The sequence below is a fragment of the Leisingera sp. ANG-Vp genome (assembly GCF_000813725.1).
GTDB lineage: Bacteria > Pseudomonadota > Alphaproteobacteria > Rhodobacterales > Rhodobacteraceae > Leisingera.
Genome location: NZ_JWLD01000026.1, coordinates 41,606 through 62,474, shown reverse-complemented (window position 1 = coordinate 62,474; position 20,869 = coordinate 41,606). Strand labels below are relative to the sequence as shown.

14 protein-coding genes are annotated in these 20,869 nt (G+C 61.6%); 5 read left to right on the top strand and 9 right to left on the bottom strand.

Going from position 1 to position 20,869, the window contains the following annotated elements; translation table 11 throughout:
* Both RA20_RS10165 and RA20_RS10155 read left to right on the top strand, forming a co-directional pair.
* Positions 1-885, top strand: an 885-nt coding sequence (locus tag RA20_RS10165; protein WP_039127732.1) for an amidase family protein, incomplete at its 5' end; no start/stop codon positions are given.
* A gap of 221 nt (positions 886-1,106) precedes the next feature.
* Positions 1,107-1,364 (top strand): hypothetical protein, encoded by a 258-nt coding sequence (locus RA20_RS10155; protein ID WP_152618477.1) that lies wholly within the window; start codon positions 1,107-1,109, stop codon positions 1,362-1,364.
* Between the two features lie 209 nt (positions 1,365-1,573).
* Here RA20_RS10155 and RA20_RS10150 read toward each other — a convergent pair whose 3' ends face one another.
* Both RA20_RS10150 and RA20_RS10145 read right to left on the bottom strand, forming a co-directional pair.
* A complete protein-coding gene (locus RA20_RS10150) occupies positions 1,574-3,457 on the bottom strand; it encodes an SLC13 family permease (RefSeq protein WP_039127724.1) in 1,884 nt (627 codons plus the stop codon).
* 190 nt (positions 3,458-3,647) lie between these two features.
* Positions 3,648-4,802, bottom strand: coding sequence for an acyltransferase family protein (locus RA20_RS10145; RefSeq protein WP_039127721.1), 1,155 nt, complete (start codon positions 4,800-4,802; stop codon positions 3,648-3,650).
* A 458-nt stretch (positions 4,803-5,260) separates the two neighbouring features.
* Here RA20_RS10145 and RA20_RS10140 point away from each other — a divergent pair, with 458 nt between their 5' ends.
* Positions 5,261-5,641, top strand: a complete 381-nt coding sequence (locus RA20_RS10140; RefSeq protein ID WP_039127719.1) for a lipoprotein — start codon at positions 5,261-5,263, stop codon at positions 5,639-5,641.
* A complete protein-coding gene (locus RA20_RS25355; RefSeq protein ID WP_152618476.1) occupies positions 5,617-6,165 on the top strand; it encodes a hypothetical protein in 549 nt (182 codons plus the stop codon). Before RA20_RS10140 ends, RA20_RS25355 begins: the two co-directional genes overlap by 25 nt.
* 496 nt (positions 6,166-6,661) lie before the next feature.
* Here RA20_RS25355 and RA20_RS10135 read toward each other — a convergent pair whose 3' ends face one another.
* From RA20_RS10135 to RA20_RS10115, 5 genes are all read right to left on the bottom strand, one after another.
* On the bottom strand, positions 6,662-8,122 hold the full coding sequence (locus tag RA20_RS10135) for a caspase family protein (RefSeq protein WP_241482232.1): 1,461 nt from the start codon (positions 8,120-8,122) through the stop codon (positions 6,662-6,664).
* 40 nt (positions 8,123-8,162) lie between these two features.
* On the bottom strand, positions 8,163-9,191 hold the full coding sequence (locus RA20_RS10130; protein ID WP_039127717.1) for a hypothetical protein: 1,029 nt from the start codon (positions 9,189-9,191) through the stop codon (positions 8,163-8,165).
* A gap of 50 nt (positions 9,192-9,241) precedes the next feature.
* Positions 9,242-12,442, bottom strand: a complete 3,201-nt coding sequence (locus tag RA20_RS10125; RefSeq protein WP_039127748.1) for a hypothetical protein — start codon at positions 12,440-12,442, stop codon at positions 9,242-9,244.
* 43 nt (positions 12,443-12,485) lie between these two features.
* Positions 12,486-15,125, bottom strand: a complete 2,640-nt coding sequence (locus tag RA20_RS10120) for a hypothetical protein (RefSeq protein ID WP_039127714.1) — start codon at positions 15,123-15,125, stop codon at positions 12,486-12,488.
* An 806-nt stretch (positions 15,126-15,931) separates the two neighbouring features.
* Positions 15,932-18,217: an adenosylcobalamin-dependent ribonucleoside-diphosphate reductase gene (locus RA20_RS10115; RefSeq protein ID WP_039127713.1), complete on the bottom strand. Its 2,286-nt coding sequence runs from the start codon at positions 18,215-18,217 to the stop codon at positions 15,932-15,934.
* Positions 18,218-18,415: 198 nt separating this feature from the next.
* Here RA20_RS10115 and RA20_RS10110 point away from each other — a divergent pair, with 198 nt between their 5' ends.
* Positions 18,416-18,847, top strand: a complete 432-nt coding sequence (locus RA20_RS10110) for a DUF1489 family protein (protein ID WP_039127710.1) — start codon at positions 18,416-18,418, stop codon at positions 18,845-18,847.
* A 237-nt stretch (positions 18,848-19,084) separates the two neighbouring features.
* Here the strand turns inward: RA20_RS10110 and hisG are convergent, their stop codons facing one another.
* Positions 19,085-19,783, bottom strand: a complete 699-nt coding sequence (hisG, locus tag RA20_RS10105; RefSeq protein ID WP_039127708.1) for an ATP phosphoribosyltransferase — start codon at positions 19,781-19,783, stop codon at positions 19,085-19,087.
* On the bottom strand, positions 19,780-20,868 hold the full coding sequence (locus RA20_RS10100) for an ATP phosphoribosyltransferase regulatory subunit (protein ID WP_039127707.1): 1,089 nt from the start codon (positions 20,866-20,868) through the stop codon (positions 19,780-19,782). The genes hisG and RA20_RS10100 overlap by 4 nt, the downstream gene beginning before the upstream one ends.
* Position 20,869: the final 1 nt, after the last annotated feature.

Below are 20,869 nucleotides of genomic sequence, written 5' to 3'. Positions count from 1 at the left end.
GCGGCCGCCGCGCTGGCCGCAAACATGGTGGCGCTGGCCGATGGATCGGACCTCGGCGGCAGCACCCGCACGCCCGCCGCCTGGTGCGGCATCGTGGGGTACCGGCCGACATCGGGGCTGGTGCCATACCAGCCGAACCCGGCCCCTTTTGACGGGCTGTCGGTGCCCGGGCCGATGGCCCGCTCGGTGAGCGATCTGGTGCTGATGCTGGAGGTGATGCAGGGCAATGCCGCCAGCCAGCCGCTGGGGTTCTGGCAGGAGCTGCCGCAGCTGGCCCTGCTGGACCGGGCGCCGGAACAGGCTTCTGGCCGGGTGGCGCTGGCGCTGGCACCCTTCGGCGCAAATGTTGACGCGTCCGTCCAGGCAGCACTTGCGCCGGTGGAGCAACTGTGCCGCGATCTTGGCTGGCAAGTGGCGGAGGATGCGCCGGGGCTGTTGCCGCTGCTGGAGCATGGCGGCATCATCCGCGGCCAATGCGCGCTGCAAGTCCGTGCGGCACTGCAGCCGGACATGGCACAGGCCGGCGAAAGCTATCGCACTGCCTGTGCCCAGGCCGAGGGCCGCAGCCTGGGAGACCTGATTGCATACCAGAAAACCCGTGCCGAAGTCTGGGCGGAGGTCAGCAGCTTCTTTGAATGCTACGACTTTGCACTATGGCCGACGGCAACGGGGCTGCCGTTCTCCGCCGATCTGCGCGACGGCGAGATCACCGAGGACTGGCGTACGGTGACACTGACTCCGCCGATGGAGCTGCCCTCGGTCTCGATCCCCTTTGGAACCTCGTCGGACGGCATGCCGGTCGGGCTGCACATCACCGGTCCCAAGGGGTCGGACGCCCGGCTGCTGCAGTTCGCCCGCAGCATCGAGCGCGCCATGCAGGCCTGAGCTGCCGGCGGGCTTCTCAGGCCCGGTTGATGTACCTCAGGCAGCGCATGGCCACGGCTGCGATCCCCTGGCCCTGGGTCCGGCCGGGATACCGGCTGCCGCCGCTTCTATGCTTGTCGCCATTGATCAGGCCGCGGGCATTGAAGAAGTCGAAATCCCCGTCTGTACCAAGATTCGCCAGCACATAACCGGAACACAAGGGCAAACCGGGGACTAAGGCCTTGATGCTCTATTTCAAGACATCGATGACTGGTGACGAGGAAAGCCTGATTGAAGGCTACCGCCGGGCGAACCCGGCATTCCCGAACCAGTCCACTCTGGACCCGTTCTTTGACGAGCAACAGTTCGAAGCCTACCGGGAACTTGGCGTTCATTCCGCGGAAAGCCTGTTTAACTCCATTCTCACCGGGTCCAACAGCAAACCGCAGTCGGTGGAGGAATGGCTGAAGCGCCTGTATAAAACCATTCCTCCCAGTTGAGGCGCAGCCCCTTTCGTCCGCCACTGAAAATTCCAGCCTGCCACCCGGATGGCGGGCCGCCTGCTGCTTAGGAACACGGAAGGCAGCTGCCGCGAATTTAGCAGGACAACGTTCCCGGGGAGCTGAAAGGCGGCCGCTGTTCAGCGCGGCGGGGTGCCGCCCCCTCCTGCCCTCGGTTCACCTCTGCGGGGCTCCGGACTGTTGCGAGGTCAGAACATCACATTGAGCATCACGATGGAAACAGCGAGGAAAAGAACCGTCATGATGCCGCCGCTCTTCAGAAAATCCGTAACCTTGTAGCCGGCCGGGCCCATGATCAGCGCGTTGACCTGATGGGTTGGAATGATGAAGGAATTCGATGTCGAAATCGCGACCGTCAGGGCAAAGAGCGCCGGGCTTGCCCCCGCGGCCACGGCAATCGAAACGGCTAACGGAACAAGCAGAACAGTTGCGCCGACGTTTGACATCACCAATGAGAACACTGTCGACAAAACGGCCACGCCCACCTGCAGCGACCAGACCGGCCAGCCGTCAAGCAGCAGGAGAATATGCTGCGCAATCCATTCGGCAGTTCCGGTGTTCTGGACGGCCTGCCCGAGCGGGATCAGGCTTGCCAGCAGGAAAACCGTGTTCCAGCCCACTGCGCGGTAGGCTTCATCAATGCTGAGAACCCGGCTCAGCAGCATGCCCACCGCACCGGTCAGCAGACAGAGCGACAGGCGCACATCCGAGAACAGGATCAGAGACAGGGAAACCGCAAAGAACAGCAGTGCCCAGCCGACTTTGTGCGGCCTGAGCTCCTCTTGCGGGAAATCAGTGGTCACGACGATAAAATCGCGGTCCCGTTTGATGCGCATCAGGTTGTCCCAGCGGGTATGCGCAACCAGCATGTCGCCTGCCTTGAACGGGACCAGCCCGATCTGGGTTGGCTCATGCTCTTCGGTTTTCACATGGCTCAGGGTTTCTTCGCCCCGGTGGATCGCCATGAGGCTCAACCCGTAGGTCTTGCGCAGCAGCAGCTGGCGCGGGCTTTTGCCGATCAGTTTGGAATCCGGCGGAATGACCAGCTCGGCAACACCGGCGTTTGTGGGGGCGAACTCCTCGACAAAGACGTCCAGTTCGGGACGGACCGTCAGCCCGTAGCGGTCTGCAAAACTCCGCACGGCGTGCTGGTTGCCAATGATGGCCAGCCTGCACGGAGCAGCGATCTCGGCGGTCAGAATCTGGATCATCGACACTTTGCCGTGATAAAAGGTCGAGATGATGTAGAGATTGTTGTCGTTGTTGATATCGGCCAGGATCTGCCCGACCAGCGGGCTGTCGGCCGGCACGTCCACCTCGAACACATCGGCATGCAGCTCGTAGACGCGTTCGAGATATTCGGCGGTGCCGCCGCCGGATACCGGTTCGGACTGTTGCGGCGACCCGGGCAGAACCCAGCGGCCAAGAAGCAGGAAGTACAGGATGCCCGTGGCCACCAGCGCGGCACCGATGGGCGTGACTGAGAACAGTCCGAAAGCCGGGATTTGCGCCTCCTCCGGCAGCCCCTTGTTTGCGGTCAGGATCAGATCGTTCAGCAGGATCAGCGGCGAGGAGCCGACCATTGTCATCGTGCCGCCAAGGATCGCGCAAAAGCCCATCGGCATCAGCAGACGGTTGGACGCGATGCCCGAGCGCACCGAAATCCGGTTGACGACCGGCAGAAACAGGGCCGCGGCACCGACATTCTGCAGAAAGCTGGAGATAAAGCCGACCGTTCCCGACACGATTGGAAGCACGCGCGCTTCGGTGGTTCCGCCATGTTTCAGGATAGCTGCCGCAACCTTGTTCATGATCCCGGTCCGGTCCAGCCCGGCCCCGACAATCATCACCGCAATGATCGATATGACTGCGTTGGAGGCAAAGCCGTCGAACAGGCGGGTTGCGTCAGCCAGGTTTGAAAGCCCTGGAAAGTAGCTCAGGATTCCCACAAGCACGAGAACAAGCAGTGCGGCGAGGTCAATTCGAATGATTTCTGAGACAAATAGAAAAACGGTAAACCCAAGAAGTCCAAGAACAACTGCCATTTCATTGGTAAATTGTAATGTTTCCATGTCGCGCTCCGCAGCCCACTATCCCTGAGACAGCGCGGAGCCGTGCAAGGAGACCTCGCGCTGGTTCTCTAAGTGCTACCATACTTTTTTCGGTTGTCTGATTTTATGCGCTGCCTCCAATGCACCGGACCGAATACCCTCAATCCAAGATACTCACTGCCGCTATGGGTCCTTGTCCCGTCAGCCCGCATCATGCCGGAGGCGGCGCCCGGCCAGGTCTTCTGCCGCCGACGAGGAAAGACACTGGCCCGCAGTGGTCTGCTAGCTTCCAAAGAAACCAGGTCCCGAAATAGACAACGGCAACGAGGAGCATGAATTCAAACCACCAGGGCGCCGGAAACTGAGCCGCGACCGCCAGCCCAACCAAGGTCAGCGGAAAGTGCAGCACATAAAAGGGAAACACTGCGCGGTTTAACTCGCGCAGCAGCAGACCTGATCTGCTGAGATACCGTGCAGCCAAGCCCAGGGCGGCTACGCACCAGCACCAGGCTGTTGCCGCCTCAATTACCGAAAAGGCAGTCGTGTTCGGCGGGGTTAAGCCCGCGGAGAGCCAGCCGCCAGCCGCAAGCGCCTGGCCCGCTGCGGGATCCTTCAGCAGCGCGATTGCGAGCAGCGCGGCCTTGCTTCCGAAAAGCAGGACCGCGCAAGCCAGAAGCCACCAGGCACGCCGGCACGCCCAGTCCAGAAAACGGACATGATCGGCGCCGATCAGATAGCCGCCCAGGAAGAACAGGAGGTAGAGGACAAACTGATAATTGTCTCCTGCCAGGGCGGCTGCATTGGGCTTAAGGACAGCAACGGCCGCCGCCGACAGAAGGACCAGAATCATCAGCAATGCAGCTGGCCGCGGCACCCGCGGCCCAAGGCGCCGCCGAACGAGGAAGACTGGCCAGCACAGCACCGTGTAGAGCGTGAGGTTGATCAGGAACCAAAGGTGCTGAACCTGCTGCAGCTCCGGCTCCGTCGCCCAGCTCCACCAGAAGGAAGGAAAAGCCTCTGCCTCTCCCGTCATGGCCGCGATGGCATAGCCGCCGAAGACATTGATGAAGAAGGTGCCGAAAAGGAGAGGTGCCCCGAGCCGCAGGAATCTCCGGCTCATGAAGCCTGGCCCTGCGCCCCTCAAGGTGAGAAACCATGTGCCGACGCCGGCGATCATGAAGAGCGACGGAAGCCGCCAACTATGGCTCCAGTAGATGAACAGAGTCAGCCCGTCGCCCGCCAGCTGGTCGTTCACGAATTGGTAGATGCCTACCCCCCAGTCTACAAAGCCAACGGCGGCATGGTGCGGAACCAGCAATGCAAAGAGAATAATCCGGAGCCAGTCGAGTTCGTGCCTTCTCGCCATTCGAAACCTCCTGCCGGATCATCGGACCTCCGCTCGGCACGGCCAGGCCGCGTTGTCCGGTTGGTCCGCCACCCTGTTTAACGTCAGCCCTTGAGCAGACGCGGTCAATGGGTTTGGGAGAGCGGCCAGCCAGCAGCCACATTTGCGGAGGTTGACGCGCCCGTCTGTTCTCTCCGCAGCGGGCGGCCGGATCGAGCCCACAGCCGCATTCGACCGCCAGTTACCCCTCGCACCTGCAGCACCGCGCAAACGGCGCATAGCGAACACTCAACGCCTGGTTCCGGCAAGACCGCTACGCAGACGAAGCCGACGCTGGCCTCCGAAGAGCCAATGTCCGCTTCGATCCAGCGAGCGCCTTGTGGAAACCAAACACCAAAGGACAATTTTCTTAGCGACCGGATTGCAGCGCAGAAACAATAGTGAAATAGAGCGCTTACTCATAAAGGTGGAGAATTCTTATGAAAAAAATTGTCTTTTTTGTTTCGGCTTTGGCCGTTCTTTCGGCTTGTGGTGGGGCGCCAAGCTCGCCATCCAGTCAACCCGCCGCCCCCGCCATCGAAGTGGCGGCGAGTGAAAGCAAAACCGTGACATACAAGGGCAATTCCTTTGAATTTGCACGAAACGCTGAAAAGCCGATCGCCTACGTGCAGGCTTCCAGCAATTCTTCCAAATACACGGTGGCCGACATCGAGGCGCTGACACACGCGCAAACCGGTTGTCGCGCGAAGCTCAATGCTGGGGCCTTGGCCGTGATTAGCGGTTTCGGTCCGGACGCTGATCTTTCTATCGTGAAACACCGCGGGAAGCCATTTCGTTGGAGCTTGACACTGTCATGCTAAAGTCCGGCCAGGTGGCGCGGGTGCCGATTTTGGGTGCCGCACTTCTGCTTTCGGCCTGCATGACGTCCGAGGCACCACCTGAGGTGCCAAGGACAAGCGTGCAGGCCGCCATCGCCGAGGTTTCAAGTCGTCCGAATTCATTCCCAAACTACCCTCGGGCCAATACCACTTACTTGTCGTTTAATAAGTATCACGGCTTTCAGGTGAACTACATTGCACCAGGTGGGCGCGCCTGGCTTTGGTTTCCCGGCAACAGCAAGGTCGTTCCGGAAGAATGGAGGTTGGATAGCGTGAATGGGACCAAATCGATTTGTTTTCGCCATCCCAGCAACAGCCGCAACCCGGCAACAAGTCGTCGAGGCGGAGCGTTTCAGTGCCAGCCACTTGAGCTGTCGCAGAAGGCGATTGTTGCGCGCCTGAATGGGGATGCGTTCAAATTGGCCAGCGGAAATGTGCCTTATCGCCTATCACGCTGTGAGGCCCCGGAGGCGTTTCATTTCGACCGGTTACAGATTCGTTGCTAACGCATCTCACACTTTTCTTGAGACGCCGGCAAAATAACGATGTTCATCCAGTTGGTCGCTCGCCCGTGCCTTATCATTCGCATTCAGCTGCTCTACTGGGAATCTGATCTTCGCGGCACTCTACCCGAACTAGGAAGATCACGAACTGAGAAACGTTGGAAACCGGGTCGTCTAGTAAGCAATCTGTCCGCTGAAGCCGACTTTCGTATAAAACGCAGCATTGGTAGAAATGGCTCAAGATCCTGCCGTCTGCTGCATGTGGCAGCAATGTCGGGTTCCTGCTCATAGCAGACATGTAAGGGTACCCAGGCTGCAAGTGCGGCGAACGGCAGCTCCGTCCCGAGAAGATGCTTAACGCCTGATTTCGGCAAGACCTCCAAGCCCAAAGCAAGAGACCAGCCGCTGCGGCCGCTGCCCAAATTTTTCCTCTCCGAGGACAGCACGCCTATTCGGCCTCTGATAGCGGCTGCGCATTTTCCGGATCCAAAGACAGAGCCTATTGCCGGCAGCCATTCACCGCCCACTGTCTGAGGTTGACTTTCAAGCCTCCGCCAAACGGATGCTCCTTCACCAGGCTGACAGCCGCAGGGCGGCCGATGTAGGTCCGGGCCTGCGCGCACAGTGTCTCCGGCGTCCACTTGTGGCAGCTGGCGCACGTCTTCTCCTTCCATGCCGCATCAGGCAGGTCCGGGACCGGCGGAAACTGCGGGCTCTGCTGCAGCAGATCTGCGATGGATTGACCGCGGACATGCTGGTTCCCCAGGAGAAGCCGGGACGTGAAAGACACTGGCACCGGTGCCTCGGCCTCCTGCTGCGCCATAGCTTGGCGCCGCGCCTCTGCCCGGGTTTGCTGCAGGGCAGCAATGCGGTCTGCTGCCTTGGCGGCAAAGCTGCCTTGCGGGTAGCTGTCCAGATACATTTGGTAAGCCCCAACCGTATCGTCCAGGGCAGCCATATCGAAAATCGCCTGTTCATCGGCTTGAGCCGCCTGACCGGGCTGGCCAGCAGGGGGCGGCGGACTGACCGGTGCAGGCGGAGCGGAAGGGTGCATCGTCTCCGCAATCACTGTCTGCAGCAGGCTGCGGGCTTCGGGTTCAAAGCTGCTCTTGGGGTAGGCCCGCAGGAAAAGCATCAGCTGGACCGCGTCGCGCGCGGCGGAAACGGTTTGCCAGGCCAGCGCTTCGGCCTGGGCATCAATTGGCTCAAGCTGCGGCATGAAGGCGAAATTGCGCACCAGGGATGAAGTGTCCCAAGGAATTTGCAACCCGCTCGTCTGCTGCAACACCTCAACCCTCACGCGTTTGAACAGCTGCTCGACCGGCAGGCCCGGCGCGGTCAAATGGCTGGCCAGGCTGGCTGTGAACGGGCTGTTGCCCGTCTCGCCATCCAATGCCACCCCGCCCGGCTCCGTGGAATAGGCCAGGAAGGTGCCAACCGGCGCCTTCATCTCGGCCAGGCCATTGTCGTCCAGTCCCGGCAGCCCCTGGAACGGGTTGTCCCGGCAGGCATCCAGGATCACGATGTTAGTGGTGTTCTGCGCTGACGCCATCTGGTGCAGCACGGATTTGGCCTCAATCGCGAGCAGATCCAGATCGGCGGCATCAGACAAGGCAATATCGGTTGGCAGCAAGTAGTTGGCGCCAAAGCTCTGCACCCCATGGCCGGCATAGTAGAACAGCCCCGTCGCATCCTTGCCTGCCGAGCGCAGCTTGCGGCCGAATTGGGCAATTGCCCGTTTCATCTGGATCTGGCTGCCATCCGTGACCCTGGTGACGTCAAAGCCCAGTTCCGCCAGCTTGACCGACATCAGCCGGGCGTCGTTGACCGGGTTGTCCAGCGGCGCAACCCCGTCATAGGCCGAGTTGCCAATCACCAGCGCGATCCTGGGTTCGGCCCAGGCCATGGTTGCCAGCAGCAGCCCGGCCAGGCTGCTCAGGATTTTCAGGAAGTATTTCACGGTGGCCAGTATTCCAGGTGACGCTTTATCAGACTGCCGTTCAGGCGGCAGTCTGGCGGCTGATCTCGCTCAAGGCTTCTTTCAGCGGTTTGCTAATCTGCACCGCAACTCCCAGAGGGTTGTTTTCCATCAAGCTGATAAACCTGTTTGCTTCCAGATGCGCGGACAGCCGGTCCGCACATTGCCTGACGTCCTGCGCCGCCTTTTGCCTGTCTGCCCCCTCGGCGCTGCCCCAGGCCTTGACCGCATCAAAAAGCGCCGTGTCCAGCCCGTCCAGCAGCCCGCCCGAGCCGCCAAAGACCTTTGTGTGGCCGTCAGAGGAAATCCGGCGCAACCGTTCATCGTTGTGCTTAGAAAGCTCCGCCAGCAGCCGTGCATATTCCGCCTCTACCTCGGTGCGCAGCGTCAGCAGCTTCTTGATCGAGGCGGCAACCCCCTTGGCTTCACCGTTCGAGGCGGATTGTTCCGCACCTGCCGGTTGCTGGAGTGCTGCCAGCAGCTTGACCATGGCCTCGCGCGCCTGAGCGGTGCTGCCTTGTTCCAGCAATTTTCCAATGGTGCTTGCCTGGGCGGACAGTTCCTCGTTCCGGCTTGGATCCTGTTTGATAGCACTCTTGGCCCGGCGCACCAGCGCGGTGAACTTCTGCTTCAGATCGGCCAGCTCGGGGTCCGCTTCGGCACCCGCCATAGGCGGGGCCGGCGCGTCGTCGTCCAAATCCAGCGCCTCGTCGCTGATCACCAGCGCGCCGCTCTCGTCGAAGACTTGCACTTTGCTGAGTTTCGTATTCTTGCGCAGGAAATCGCGCAGAAGCTTCACCACTTTCTTTCCGGGGAGCTCCGTGCACGTAACGCTCAGCAGAGGCCCCTTAACATTGGCCAGACCGCTGATGATCTTTGTACCGCCAGCCTCGCGCTTGACAGCCAGGCGCAGTTTGTCTGCCCCCCTGGTTTTGTGCAGCAGGCAGGCGTCTTCCTTCTTGCCTGCCGCGGCAGCAAAAGCGAAGTTCAGCGTCTTGGTTTTGGCCAGGTTCAGATCTGTTTCCAGCTCTTTGATCTTTTCAGCGTCCATTTTACCTCTCCATATCTGCGGCAGCCCTGCGTGGGAGCCCTGGCGGTTGGTTACAGGTCCAGCTGCACGTCGCGCAGGATCAGCTCGGCTTGCGCCGCCATGGCATCTGCAACCGCCGCCATTTCATGGTGCGGCATCCCGGCGGTCCATTTCTGATCTTTCGGGTTTTCCGGTTCGGATGTTTTGGGGCGGTAGCCATTCAGTGCCTTGATCAGCGCTTCCAGCTGGCTGCTGACCTCGCGGCAGAAGGCCGCCGGACCTTCGGGATTGCTAGCTGTCACAGCATCGCGGGCCGCGGGATAGCCGAAGGGGTCGCCACTGCACAGCTGATGCAAGGATTTGAGAGCGGCATCCGCTTCGGGCGTCAGGCAGCTGTCCTTGGACAGACGCGGATAGGCATGATCCGCCGCCGCCCGTTTGAACGTTATCCAGGATTTCAGCGTCAGATCCGGAAGGCCCGGGTGCCAGTCCTCATTCTTCGGGACCCGGCGCAGCACCACCGGGTCGTCGCTGTAGAGGGTTTCGAAGTATTTCACCACTGCCGCGCAGACCTCGCTGTCCGAAGCCAGCACGGTGGGCGTCAGGCCGCAGTTGCGGGCTACCTGGCGGGCCACCGGATCCCTGTCCTCGACGATGCCAAAGGCCAGCACGCATTTCGCCAGCGTCGAGTTGCCCGAGATCGCCGCCCGGGCCGCCTTGCGGTTGGCCGGGTTCTTCCGCGCTTCCAGGTACTTCTTCCAGCCATTGGCGATGCGGGCGCGGCCATGCATCTTATAGCCGAAATCGGTCAGCGCCTTGGCCATGGAGGTGCCTGCGCTGATGCCGGTAGCCGCACCGGTGGCATCAGCCAGCCGCGCCGATTCCGCGGCGACGCCCAGAATCGAGAAGAACGTGTTGAAAGTCTGCTGGCTGACCTGCACCCCGGCATTGTAAAGCCGCTCGTTGATGGCCGTTGCATAGATCGAATTGCTGCTGGCCGCCAGCGCAGCGTTCTTGCGCCATTTGTCCACCTCGGCGGATTTGCGGGCCAGTGCCACCGCGTCCGAACCAAGCTGGCGCAGTGCATCAGCGAGCCCTGTCACCGGGAAAATACGGGTCAGCACCTTGGTGCCGCCCTTGGCGATGGTCTCGATCAGCTTGAGCTTCATTTCCGAAGCCTTGATATCCGCAATCAGCGCGTCGACGGCTGCCACAGATTTCTTGACCGCATCAGGGTCATCCGGGTTTGCAGGCGGCTTGGCGGCCTCGATGACCTGCTCCAGCCGCATCATTTCCTCGTCCGACTCCGCCTTGATCTGCGCTAGAAAAGCCTCGCGCGCCTCGGGATCGCTCAGTTTTTTCTTCAGTTCATCCAGCGCCGCACTGGTTTTCTCCTGCTCGATCTTGTCCAGCGCCGCCTGAGTATTGGCCTTGACTGCGTCACTGTCTTCCTTCGCTTTCTCGGCTTCTTGCAGGCCTTCAACAATTGAACGGATTGCGGCGTTCACATCCGCCAGATACCCGGCGTGGCCAAAGGCCGCGAGCCCCATCTCGCTTTCGGTGCGCGAAAAGTTCGATCCGGACAGCTCGATCCGGCGCTGGAGCAGATCCTCTGTGCTGAGCTTCGACAGCTCTTCAGATTCCTCTTCGCTCAGCAAGGTTTCCTTGGTGAACAGGCTGTCCTGCCCTGCACCGGTCGCAGCAGCGGTGCCCAGATGCGCCAGTCCCGCGGTCAGCGAGGTGACAAAGGCCGTCATGTCCGGGGGATCGGATTTCAGCGCCTTGGCAGCACCGCGGACGTTGAGACCCAGGACAAAGACACCCCGGATGCCTTCGGCAAACAGTTCCGAAGTGCCGGGATGCTCGGCCCAGAGGCCGGGGCGTTCGCGTCCTTCGACGCTTTCATCGGTATGTTCGGTCACCGGGTTATCCGGATTACCGCTGCTGACATTGCCCACGGTCTGGGTTGTCGAGGCGGCCATCGCGGCAAATGTATCCCCAAGCGAAGCGGCAATGGTCAGGATCGCTTTCTCCCGCTCCTCCGGCGTCTTGGCCTGGGTCGCCGCCACGATTTTCTCGGCGAGCCGGTTGCCCTGGATCAGCGCATCCAGCACTGCACCGCCGGAGGCGAACCCCTGGCGGTGGTCGAAGGAACCGCCGCTTTCCTGGTTGCGCTGACGGTCAGACAAGCCGGCTGCGCTAAGGGCGGAAGCGACAATGTTGCTGGCCACTGCATCGCTGGTCTGCAACGCAAACTGCAGCGTCTTGGTTTTGGTCTTGTCTTCGTCCTCGCCGTATTTGATCCCCTTTTCGGTGATCGTCAGCCCGGTCGACAGCAGTCCTGAAGACGCCGTCAGCAGCGCCCGCTGCTCGGCCACCCAGCGCGGATCAGAGAACAGCTGATCCGACAAGCCGCCGATCGCTGCATCCAGGTTGTTGTATTCTGCAACCAGATGCTTGTGGGAGCTGCTGGCGGCCGCCGCCTCCAGAACCTGAGCAGTAGAGGCGTCATCCGGCAGGTTCAGCCCCGTGCGGGCCTCCTCCAATGCGGCGCCCTGGCGGGCGCCCAGCACTTCCTGTTTGGCCTGGATGTTGCGGGTTTCCTCGACGCTGCGGCCGGCAGTGTCCAGATTGCCAAAAGTAATCCCTGCAGAGGCGATGCTGGTTGCCAGCGCCACTGTGTCCTTGGCAATTCCGATCCCCTCCAGCACAGCTTCATACTTGGACGCTCCGGCGCTATGCTCCGCCAGCTTGTCCTCATAGATCTTCGACGCACCGTCGAACATATGCTTGAAGTCGCTGAAGCGGTCCGGAACCAGGTTCGCCGGGATCACGCCCTCACGCACCAGCGGTGTCCAAAGTTCCTGCATGATCTCCCTATCGGTGAACACGCGCTTGCCGTCTTCCTCCACCAGCATTTCGTCCTGGCGCTCCAGGATCTTGGCCATGGCTTCGTGCAGGTTTTTCAAATCCTCCGCATCAATTTTGGTGGTGTGCGAGATGTCCGCATAGGTGTCGACCTCGGACTTCATATCGCCGGTCATCCACTTCATCTTGCCGCTGCCAGGCAGCTTGAAGATGGAGCTGTTGCGGGCCAGTGCCACCTGAAACTGCTGCGCACCGGCGATGAACTCCTTGTCCGCTTCCAGCTGGTCCAGAATACCTGTGAGCTTGGCGGATTTTTTCTGCGCCTTCTGTTCAGCGGCGGCAAAATCCGCAGCCCCGCCCTGGGCTGTTTCGAGCCATTCGATCTGCTTGCCGGTATATGCCATTTCAATTCCTTCTTCCGGCTTCAAGGCCGGAGCTTCGCTGGTATCAGGAGGCGAGCTGCAGCAGCCGCAGTTCAAGCTGGGTGAGTTCCGTCTGCGCCATGCGCAGATCTTTGGGAGGCGGGCTGAAAGGATGCGCAAGGTAATGCTTCACAGCAGGGTTGCCTTCCAACGCAGCCAGAACCGGCCGCACCAGGCGCAGCGCTTTTTCACGCGCCGCCTTGCGCTCTTCCAGCGGCTTCTTGGCATCGGCGATGACCTCCACCTGCGTGTCCAGCCCGTCCAGCGCCAGCGGCGCGGCGACAGTGTCCAGGAAGCTTTGCAGAGCCGCGGCGTCCAGCACGTTCTGCCCGTCTCCTTGCTCCTTGGCGACGGCTGCAGCGAATTGCCCGCTGATATAAGTTTCGGCCTGTTTCAGCCGTGCGGTGCAATTGGCACTGAAAAGGCGCAGCTTTTTGGCCACGTCCTCGCGGAAACCAGTGATCTCGCCGCGGATCGCAGCCAGGGACTCGCCCACTGCTGCCAGCCGGTCCATGTTCTCTGCGTGGCTGTGGCTGGCTGCGCTTTCCTTCTTCAACAGCTGCAGCTCGGCCACCAGCTCCCGCAGCCGGCCATGGTCAACACTGTCGGCATCCGCACGCTTGAAACCGCGGCTTTTGTCCTGGACTCGTTTCAGATCGAATTTACCGCGCAGCATCGCCTCCAGCTCCTGCACCATCGGCTTCATTGCCGCTGCAAACGCGCTGGCATCTTTCTGCTGCTGCTCGAAGCGGTCCCGGCCCGTTTTGTAGTCTTCGATCATTCTGCCGAAATAGGTCTCCAGCGCATCACTGGTACCGCTGTCTCCGGCGCTCATTTTTGCGTATTCCTTCAGTTCAGCCAGCTGCCGCTCGGAATTGCTAACGACACTGCTGATTTTCAGAACCGCCTCGGTCAGCTCTTCGTGGGTGACCGCATTATCTGCCAGCCGAACCGCCTCATCACGCGCGCGGCTCAGGTCGCCGCTGTAGCGGGTGGCTTCCTTGTCCAGCAATCCGGCGTCAACCAGGGACTGCAGCAGCCCGTCCGCATGACCAAGGTCCGCCATGGCTCTGGCAATGCCGTCAAACAACGGATCCGCCTTGGCCGCGTGTTTGTCGAACTGCTTGCGCTTTTCAACCGCCAGCACAGCATCCTTCTTGAGCGGTTTGTAGCGGCCGGTTTCAAGCTCTGTCAGCTGCCGCAGGGCCTGATTGATGTTGGTGGTCAAATAGGCGGTGGACAGCGTCTCTATTTCTCCGGTCAGGCGCAGGCGTTCTTCGATGTAATAGCCTTTGGTGCTGCCGGTTCCCAGTTTGGCTACTTTCTCTGCCAGCTTGGCCAAACCCTTCTTCATCTGCTCGTATTCACTGGTCTGGCCCTGAATACCTTTCAGAAGCTCTTCGGCCTTGAGCAATTCTTCCGCTGCGATGTCTTCCACCCCTGCCACGCCTGCGTCCCGTAGACCGTCCAGGAAAGTCACGGTTTCCAGCAGCGCTTCCATTGTGGCGCGGGGGATCTTCTTATCCGCGCGGCGCGGGATCTGCACATAGACGTCATGGTCCAGCCCCGCCACGTCACCGGCCCGTTTCTCCACCCGGCTGTCGTCTTTGCGGGTCAGGATGCTGCCCTCCGCATCGGTCCGGAACAAAGTTTTCAATGCATCCCGCAAGGCCTCGGAACGTTCGGTGAATTCGGCTTCGGTCCACTCCTGGCGCTTGGCATACTTGTCCTTCTGCGCCGCCTGGGCATCAAGCTGAACCAGCACGCCGAAACTGCCCATGACCGAGCGCGCAGTGCTGTTGCGGATCTCTTCCAAATCGTCGCGCAGACTGTCTGCGGTGTCTCCCAGGCCTTCATTGCTGAGGCTGGTGCAAAATGCCCCGATCCGGGCCGCCAGGGAGCGGAACTTGCCCGCCGATTTGACCGCGAGCGCTGCTTCCTTCTGCAGCGACTTCCAGGCCGGGTCGTCATCAGCGCAATGTGCTGCAAGCAGGCCGTCGCGCGCCGCGGCCAGCGCGCGCGCCGGACCGCCGAAGCCGGCATCGCTCAAGGCAGACGCGCCCTTGTCCGCATCATCGCAAAGCGCGCGCACCGCCGGACCGGGCTCTGCCGGCGCATCCTGCGCCGGCACCGACAGGCGCAGCGCCCGCAGATCGCCAAGGGCGGCTTCGGCCTCGGCCAAGGTGGCCTGCGCGGGATCGAAACGGCCCAGCTTGCCTTCGGCCTCCGCCTTTTCCAGCAGGCGGCTGATCCGGGCTGCCGATTGCACCAAGGCAGGTCTTGCCTCCGTTCCCTCCTCCAAGGAGGATACCTGTGCCTGTTCGGCCTGCAACTCGGATCGGACCCGCGCCAGCAGCCGCTCCAGCAGTTCTGCCAGCTGATGATCGCCAGTCTCCTCAAACCCGCCGCGTTCGGCAAGATCAGCAGCCAGTTCGCTCAGGTCCGTTTCGGTTGTATCACCCTGCAAGCTGTCATGGATGTCCTGTGCCACGGTTCCGGCAACGGCCTGCCGTTCCGCCTGGGCACTGCCGCCCGTAACAGCGCCATTTTGCTGCAGGTCGTGGGCCGCCTCGGCGGCGTCAATCTCTTCCAGCGTCCAGCCAAGGGCGCGGTAAACCTCATGCGCCCAGCTCAGGTGAACAGAGTATTCCGTGTTTTCAGGCATTTGGTGATCCGGTCAAGTATAGGCAGCTCCACGGGCGGCCACAGGCAGGCCTTCCACTGCAGATTGCGCTGGCAAATTGAAATCAACGGTGCGTGCAGAGCTTCCTGGTTCGGAAGCGGTGCTAGCTGAGATCTAGTGTTTCATGCGTCCGGCACCTTTCGGAGTTGATGAACTCCGGCTCCACGGAGTTCCCCTTGTCCGAGGCTTAAAACAGAACAAGAAGTTGTCGCAATTAACGTTCCTCTACGAATGCGTGTGTTTTGTTACATTCCCCTGCGGCAGAGGGCTGGGCAACACGCTTGCACCGCATCATGAAATTGCCCTAACAGGCCGCAACATGGGAAATTGATGGTTTCTCTGCCAGAAGTGCGAAGGACGGCGGGCAGGCGATCCGCGATCCCCTTTGAACACACCAGATGACAGCAAATCCTTTGCGTTTCGGCCCCAAGCAAACCTTCCCGTTGCGGTATGAAAGGCCCCGGGTTCCAATATCGCGGCAACCCTGACTTCGCGCTTTTTCGGAACATACTCCGGGCTCACATGCAGGAGACCTGGGTAATCAGCGCCGAGGTTCGAGCCCGGGTGATCGAACCGTTCTCACCGGTAGGAGCAAACTATGGCAACCGCTATCTGCGCGAGAAAGAGCCGGTACGTAGGACCTTAGGCCAATGTCCGCACTTGAACAGCAAAGGGCGGAGCATTGTGCTCCGCTCTTGTTTTTATGGCTCATTTTTCAGCCTGGAAACCGGATGGTTTGATTTCCGGAAAGGCATGGTGTGCCCGGCACAAAAACTGTCAGTGACAGCTCACCCGCACTTGCTGTGGCCGCAGCTGCGGCAGGTCATGCAGCCTTCGACCATCTGCATGTCGAACTGGCCGCAGCTGGGGCAGGCCTTGCCGCGCGGGGCGTTCAGGTTCACCACCTCCGCCTGCGGATCGGACTTCAGGCCCATGCCTTCGCCTTCCAGGAAGCCTGTCTTGACCATATGGGTCTCGATCACGCCGCCGATCGCCGCTAGGATCGAGGGGATGTATTTGCCCTGCACCCAGGCACCGCCGCGCGGGTCGAACACCGCTTTCAGCTCTTCCACCACAAAGGAAACATCGCCGCCGCGGCGGAACACGGCCGAGATCATCCGTGTCAGCGCCAGCGTCCAGGCGTAATGCTCCATGTTCTTGGAATTGATGAACACCTCGAACGGACGGCGGTGGCCGTTGATGATGATGTCGTTGATGGTGAGGTAGATCGCGTGCTCGCTGTCCGGCCACTTCAGCTTGTAGGTATGGCCCTCCAGCGACTGCGGGCGGTCCAGCGGCTCGGACATGTAGACGACCTCGGCGCTGTCGCTCTCATGCGGCGCCTGCGCGGTCTCGCCCGGCGCAGTGTCGGCGCTTTCGCTCACAGACAGGACCGAGCCGGTCACGTCGTTCGGGCGGTAGGTGGTGCAGCCTTTGCAGCCCTGGTCCCAGGCCTGCATGTAGACATCCTTGAAGTCATCGAAGGAGATGTCTTCCGGGCAGTTGATGGTCTTGGAGATCGACGAATCGATCCACTTCTGCGCCGCCGCCTGCATCTTGACATGGGCCGCGGGGGACAGGGTCTGGGCGTTGACGAAGTAGTCAGGCAGTTTGGCGTCGGCGCCGAATTTCTCGCGGTACATCTGCACCGCGTAGTCAACTACTTCCTCCTCGGTGCGCGAGCCGTCTTTCTGCAGAACCTTGCGGGTGTAAGCATAGGCAAACACCGGCTCGATGCCTGAAGACACATTGCCTGCGTAGAGAGAGATGGTGCCGGTCGGTGCGATCGACGTCAGCAGCGCGTTGCGGATGCCATGCTCGCGGATGGCGTCGCGCACATCGTCGTCCATGTTCAGCATGTTTCCGGAGTTCAGATACGCCTCGGCATCAAACAGCGGGAAGGCGCCCTTCTCCTTGGCAAGCTCCACCGACGCCAGATAAGCGGCGCGAGCGATACCGTGCAGCCACTCGTCGGTCTGACGCGCCGCCTCGTCGGAGCCGTATTCCAGCCCCAGCATCAGCAGCGCATCAGCAAGGCCGGTGACACCCAGGCCGATCCGGCGCTTGTTCTTGGCTTCCTGTGCCTGCGCTTCCAGCGGGAATTTCGACACATCGACAACATTGTCCATCATCCGCACAGCGGTGGCGACCAGCTCCTGCATTGCGGACTGGTCCAGATGCGCGCCCTTCTCAAACGGATCCGCTACCAGCCGCGCCATATTGATCGAGCCCAGCAGGCAAGCGCCGTAGGGAGGCAGCGGCTGCTCGCCGCAAGGGTTGGTGGCGCAGATGTTTTCAACGTAGCTCAGATTGTTGGCCTTGTTGATACGGTCGATGAAGATCACGCCCGGCTCGGCGTAATCATAGGTCGCCTGCATGATCTTATTCCACAGATCGCGCGCTTCAACAGTGTGATATACCTTGCCGTCGAATTGCAGCTCCCAGGAACCGTCCGCCTTCACTGCTTCCATGAAATCATCGGTGACCAGCACCGACATGTTGAACATCCGCAGGCGCGCCGGGTCGGATTTGGCGGTGATGAACTGCTCGATATCCGGGTGGTCGCAGCGCATGGTCGCCATCATTGCGCCGCGGCGCGAGCCTGCCGACATGATAGTGCGGCACATCGCGTCCCAGACATCCATGAACGACAGCGGGCCGGAGGCATCCGCCGCCACGCCTTTCACATCGGCGCCGCGCGGCCGAATGGTGGAGAAGTCATACCCGATGCCGCCGCCCTGCTGCATGGTCAGCGCCGCTTCTTTCAGCATATCGAAAATGCCCGACATGCTGTCCGGCACCGTGCCCATCACAAAGCAGTTGAACAGGGTGACCTGCCGCGCGGTGCCGGCACCTGCGGTGATCCGGCCGGCAGGCAGGTATTTGAAATCTTCCAGCGCGCCAAAGAATTTGTCTTCCCAGGCCGCCGGATCACTCTCCGCCCGCGCCAGGTCCCGGGCAATCCGCCGCCAGCTGTCTTCGACAGTCACGTCGATCGGCGTGCCGTCGGCCTGCTTGAAACGGTATTTCATATCCCAGATCTGCTCGGCGATGGGGGCGGCAAAGCGGCTCATGTCGTGGTCCTTTGAGTCGTTTAGGCGTCTATGGGTCGCAAACAGCAGAAGCGCTGCACCGGAGATCCCCCGGCAGCGAATCCGCCATTCGTTAAGGCTTTCTTGCAGCAAAAGCGTGGATAAACACAATACCTTGAAGTCAGGGATCCGTAAACTACTATATAATGACGAAACTATGGACGACTCTGTGGGGAACCTGTGGATAAGCGCGTGAACCTTGTGAAGCTTTCAGTGGGCACTGAAAGTGTCGACGGCCTGATGGCCTGGCAGGAGATGCGGCGGCGCGAACTGCCGGAGGGTCTGCCGCGCCATGTCACCCGCATGTGGCCCAAGCGCGAAGCGGAAATCCTCAATGGCGGCTCGATCTACTGGGTGATCAAGGGGCTGATCCAATGCCGCCAGCGGGTGCTGCGGATGGATGAAGTTATGGGCGAAGACGGCATCCGCCGCTGCGCCATCATTCTGGATCCGGAACTGCACCGCACCCACACGGCGCCGAAACGCCCCTTCCAAGGCTGGCGGTACCTGAAAACGGAAGACTCGCCCGCCGATCTGCCGGCCGGCAAAGGCCAGGAAGACCCGCTGCCCCTGGAGCTGTCCCAAGCCCTGGCCGAAATCGGGGTGATCTGAGGCCCGTTCCCCTGAATTTGAAGCGTGCGCTGATTGCGCCGGGCGCAGCCCGGCGGCCGGCCCAACGGGAGCGGCGGCATCTTTGATGCCTCCAGCGACGGGCGGGAGCCCCGCCCTGCCAATCTCCACCGGGCTTCGCCAAGGCTGCAGAACGTGCTCTCCCGCCCCGGAGGCTGCGCATCGCAGATGCTTGCTCCGCGTTGGGCCCAGCCCGCGCTGCCGCGCGGGCGGCACCGGCTACTTGCGGGCTTCCAGCAGATCCAGCAGCGTGTTCAGCGCAGCCTTTTCATCCGCTGCGTATTTCGCAACCCGGCTGCGCCACAGAGTTGCCTGCGACTTCAGCACCAGACCGTCGCTCAGCAGCTTCAGGTGGTTGGCGCGCAGCGTCTCGCCGGTCGAGGTGATGTCCGCGACCATTTCAGCAGTCTCGTTCTTCACCGTGCCCTCAGTGGCGCCCTGGCTGTCCACCAGCTGGTAGTCCGCCACCCCGGCATCGGTCAGGAACTCCCGCACCAGCCGGTGGTACTTGGTGGCGATCCGCAAGCGGTGGCCGTGCTGCACGCGGAAGGCCGAAGCCGCCGCATCCAGATCGTCCAGCGTATCCACGTCGATCCAGAACTGCGGCACTGCCAGGATCAGGTCGGCATGGCCGAACCCCATCTCCGCCAGGCCTTCCACCTGCTGTTCGAACCGCGGCAGTTTCTCCTGCACCAGATCGGTGCCGGTGACACCCAGGTGAATGCGGCCGGCTGCCAGTTCGCGCGGGATCTCCCCCGCCGACAGCAGCACCAGCTCCATGTTCGACACGCCCTCGACCGCTCCGGCATACTCCCGGTCGGAGCCGGTGCGCGACAAGGTCACACCGCGCTTGGCGAACCAGTCAAAGGTCTTTTCCATCAGCCGCCCCTTGGACGGCACCCCCAGCTTCAAGGTCATGCCCGGGCCTCCTCAAGCTGCAGCATCAGGTCGGGTCGGATCACGCCGCCAACAGCCGGAATTTCTTCGCCGTCCCCCAGCTGCCGGGTCAGCGCATCATAGCGCCCGCCGCTGGCGATGGGCGGCAGATCAGGGCGCGCCTCGGCGTAGAAGCCAAAGACAAAGCCGTCGTAGTACTCCATCGAGGTGCGGCCATAGGAGGCCTCGAAATCAAGGTTCTCCACATCCACCCCGCGCGCCTTCATCGCCGCGGTGCGCGCATCCAGCCGGTCCAGCGCCGGGTTGATCTGCGGCAGGTCCACCGCGATGTCGCGCATCTGCTCGCTGGCATAGGGCACGGTTTCACGCACGGCCATCAAAGCCTCCAGCGCCAGCAGTTCATTTTCCGCAATAGGAGGTGCCTTGGCGTCCTCGCGCAAAGCGTCAATCCGCGCCTGCACTTCCGACGCCCGGCGCTTGCCGATTTCCACCGCAGACCCGGTCAGATCGCCCTCGGTCTCCAGCAGTTTCCTGCGGCTTTCCGGCACCGCTGCCCGACCTGCGAACCGGTCCAGCAAAGCCCGGAACCGCCGCGGCCGCCAGATATGGCGCATCAAGGCCGCCTTGCGTTTTTCCGTGGTGTTCAGCCCCTGCACCGCCGCCATCAGAATACCGATGTCACCGGTTGCCGCCCGCAAGGGCAGCCCGCGCACCTGCAGGGCAAACAGCGAAAACACCTCGGCATCCGCCGCAGCGGCGTCATCACGCTCGAACACCTCATAACCGACCTGAAGGTATTCATTCGGCCGGTCAGGGTCCATCTCCTGGCGCCGGAACACCTCGCCGGAATAGGTATAGCGCGCAGGCTCGGCACCATGGCGCATATGCGCCTCCACCACCGGCACGGTGAAGTCGGGGCGCAGCATCTGCTCGCCGCGCAGTGCGTCCGTGGTCACATAGGCACGGGCCCGGATATCCTCGCCGTAAAGATCCAGCAAAGTGCCCGCCGGCTGCAGCAAAGGCGTATCCACCACCTGCCCGCCCGCGGCCTCGAAGCGGACCCGCAGCATTGCTGCGCGGGCCTGAATGTCAGAACGAAGCGCCATG

Bases quoted from the DNA above. Each gene is read 5' to 3' on its own strand.
- RA20_RS10150 (WP_039127724.1), bottom strand. From the start codon at position 3,457: ATGGAAACATTACAATTTACCAATGAAATGGCAGTTGTTCTTGGACTT.
- RA20_RS10120 (WP_039127714.1), bottom strand. From the start codon at position 15,125: ATGCCTGAAAACACGGAATACTCTGTTCACCTGAGCTGGGCGCATGAG.
- RA20_RS10100 (WP_039127707.1), bottom strand. From the start codon at position 20,868: ATGGCGCTTCGTTCTGACATTCAGGCCCGCGCAGCAATGCTGCGGGTC.
- RA20_RS10145 (WP_039127721.1), bottom strand. From the start codon at position 4,802: ATGGCGAGAAGGCACGAACTCGACTGGCTCCGGATTATTCTCTTTGCA.
- hisG (WP_039127708.1), bottom strand. From the start codon at position 19,783: ATGACCTTGAAGCTGGGGGTGCCGTCCAAGGGGCGGCTGATGGAAAAG.
- RA20_RS10130 (WP_039127717.1), bottom strand. From the start codon at position 9,191: ATGGACGCTGAAAAGATCAAAGAGCTGGAAACAGATCTGAACCTGGCC.
- RA20_RS10115 (WP_039127713.1), bottom strand. From the start codon at position 18,217: ATGAGCCGCTTTGCCGCCCCCATCGCCGAGCAGATCTGGGATATGAAA.
- RA20_RS10140 (WP_039127719.1), top strand. From the start codon at position 5,261: ATGAAAAAAATTGTCTTTTTTGTTTCGGCTTTGGCCGTTCTTTCGGCT.
- RA20_RS10125 (WP_039127748.1), bottom strand. From the start codon at position 12,442: ATGGCATATACCGGCAAGCAGATCGAATGGCTCGAAACAGCCCAGGGC.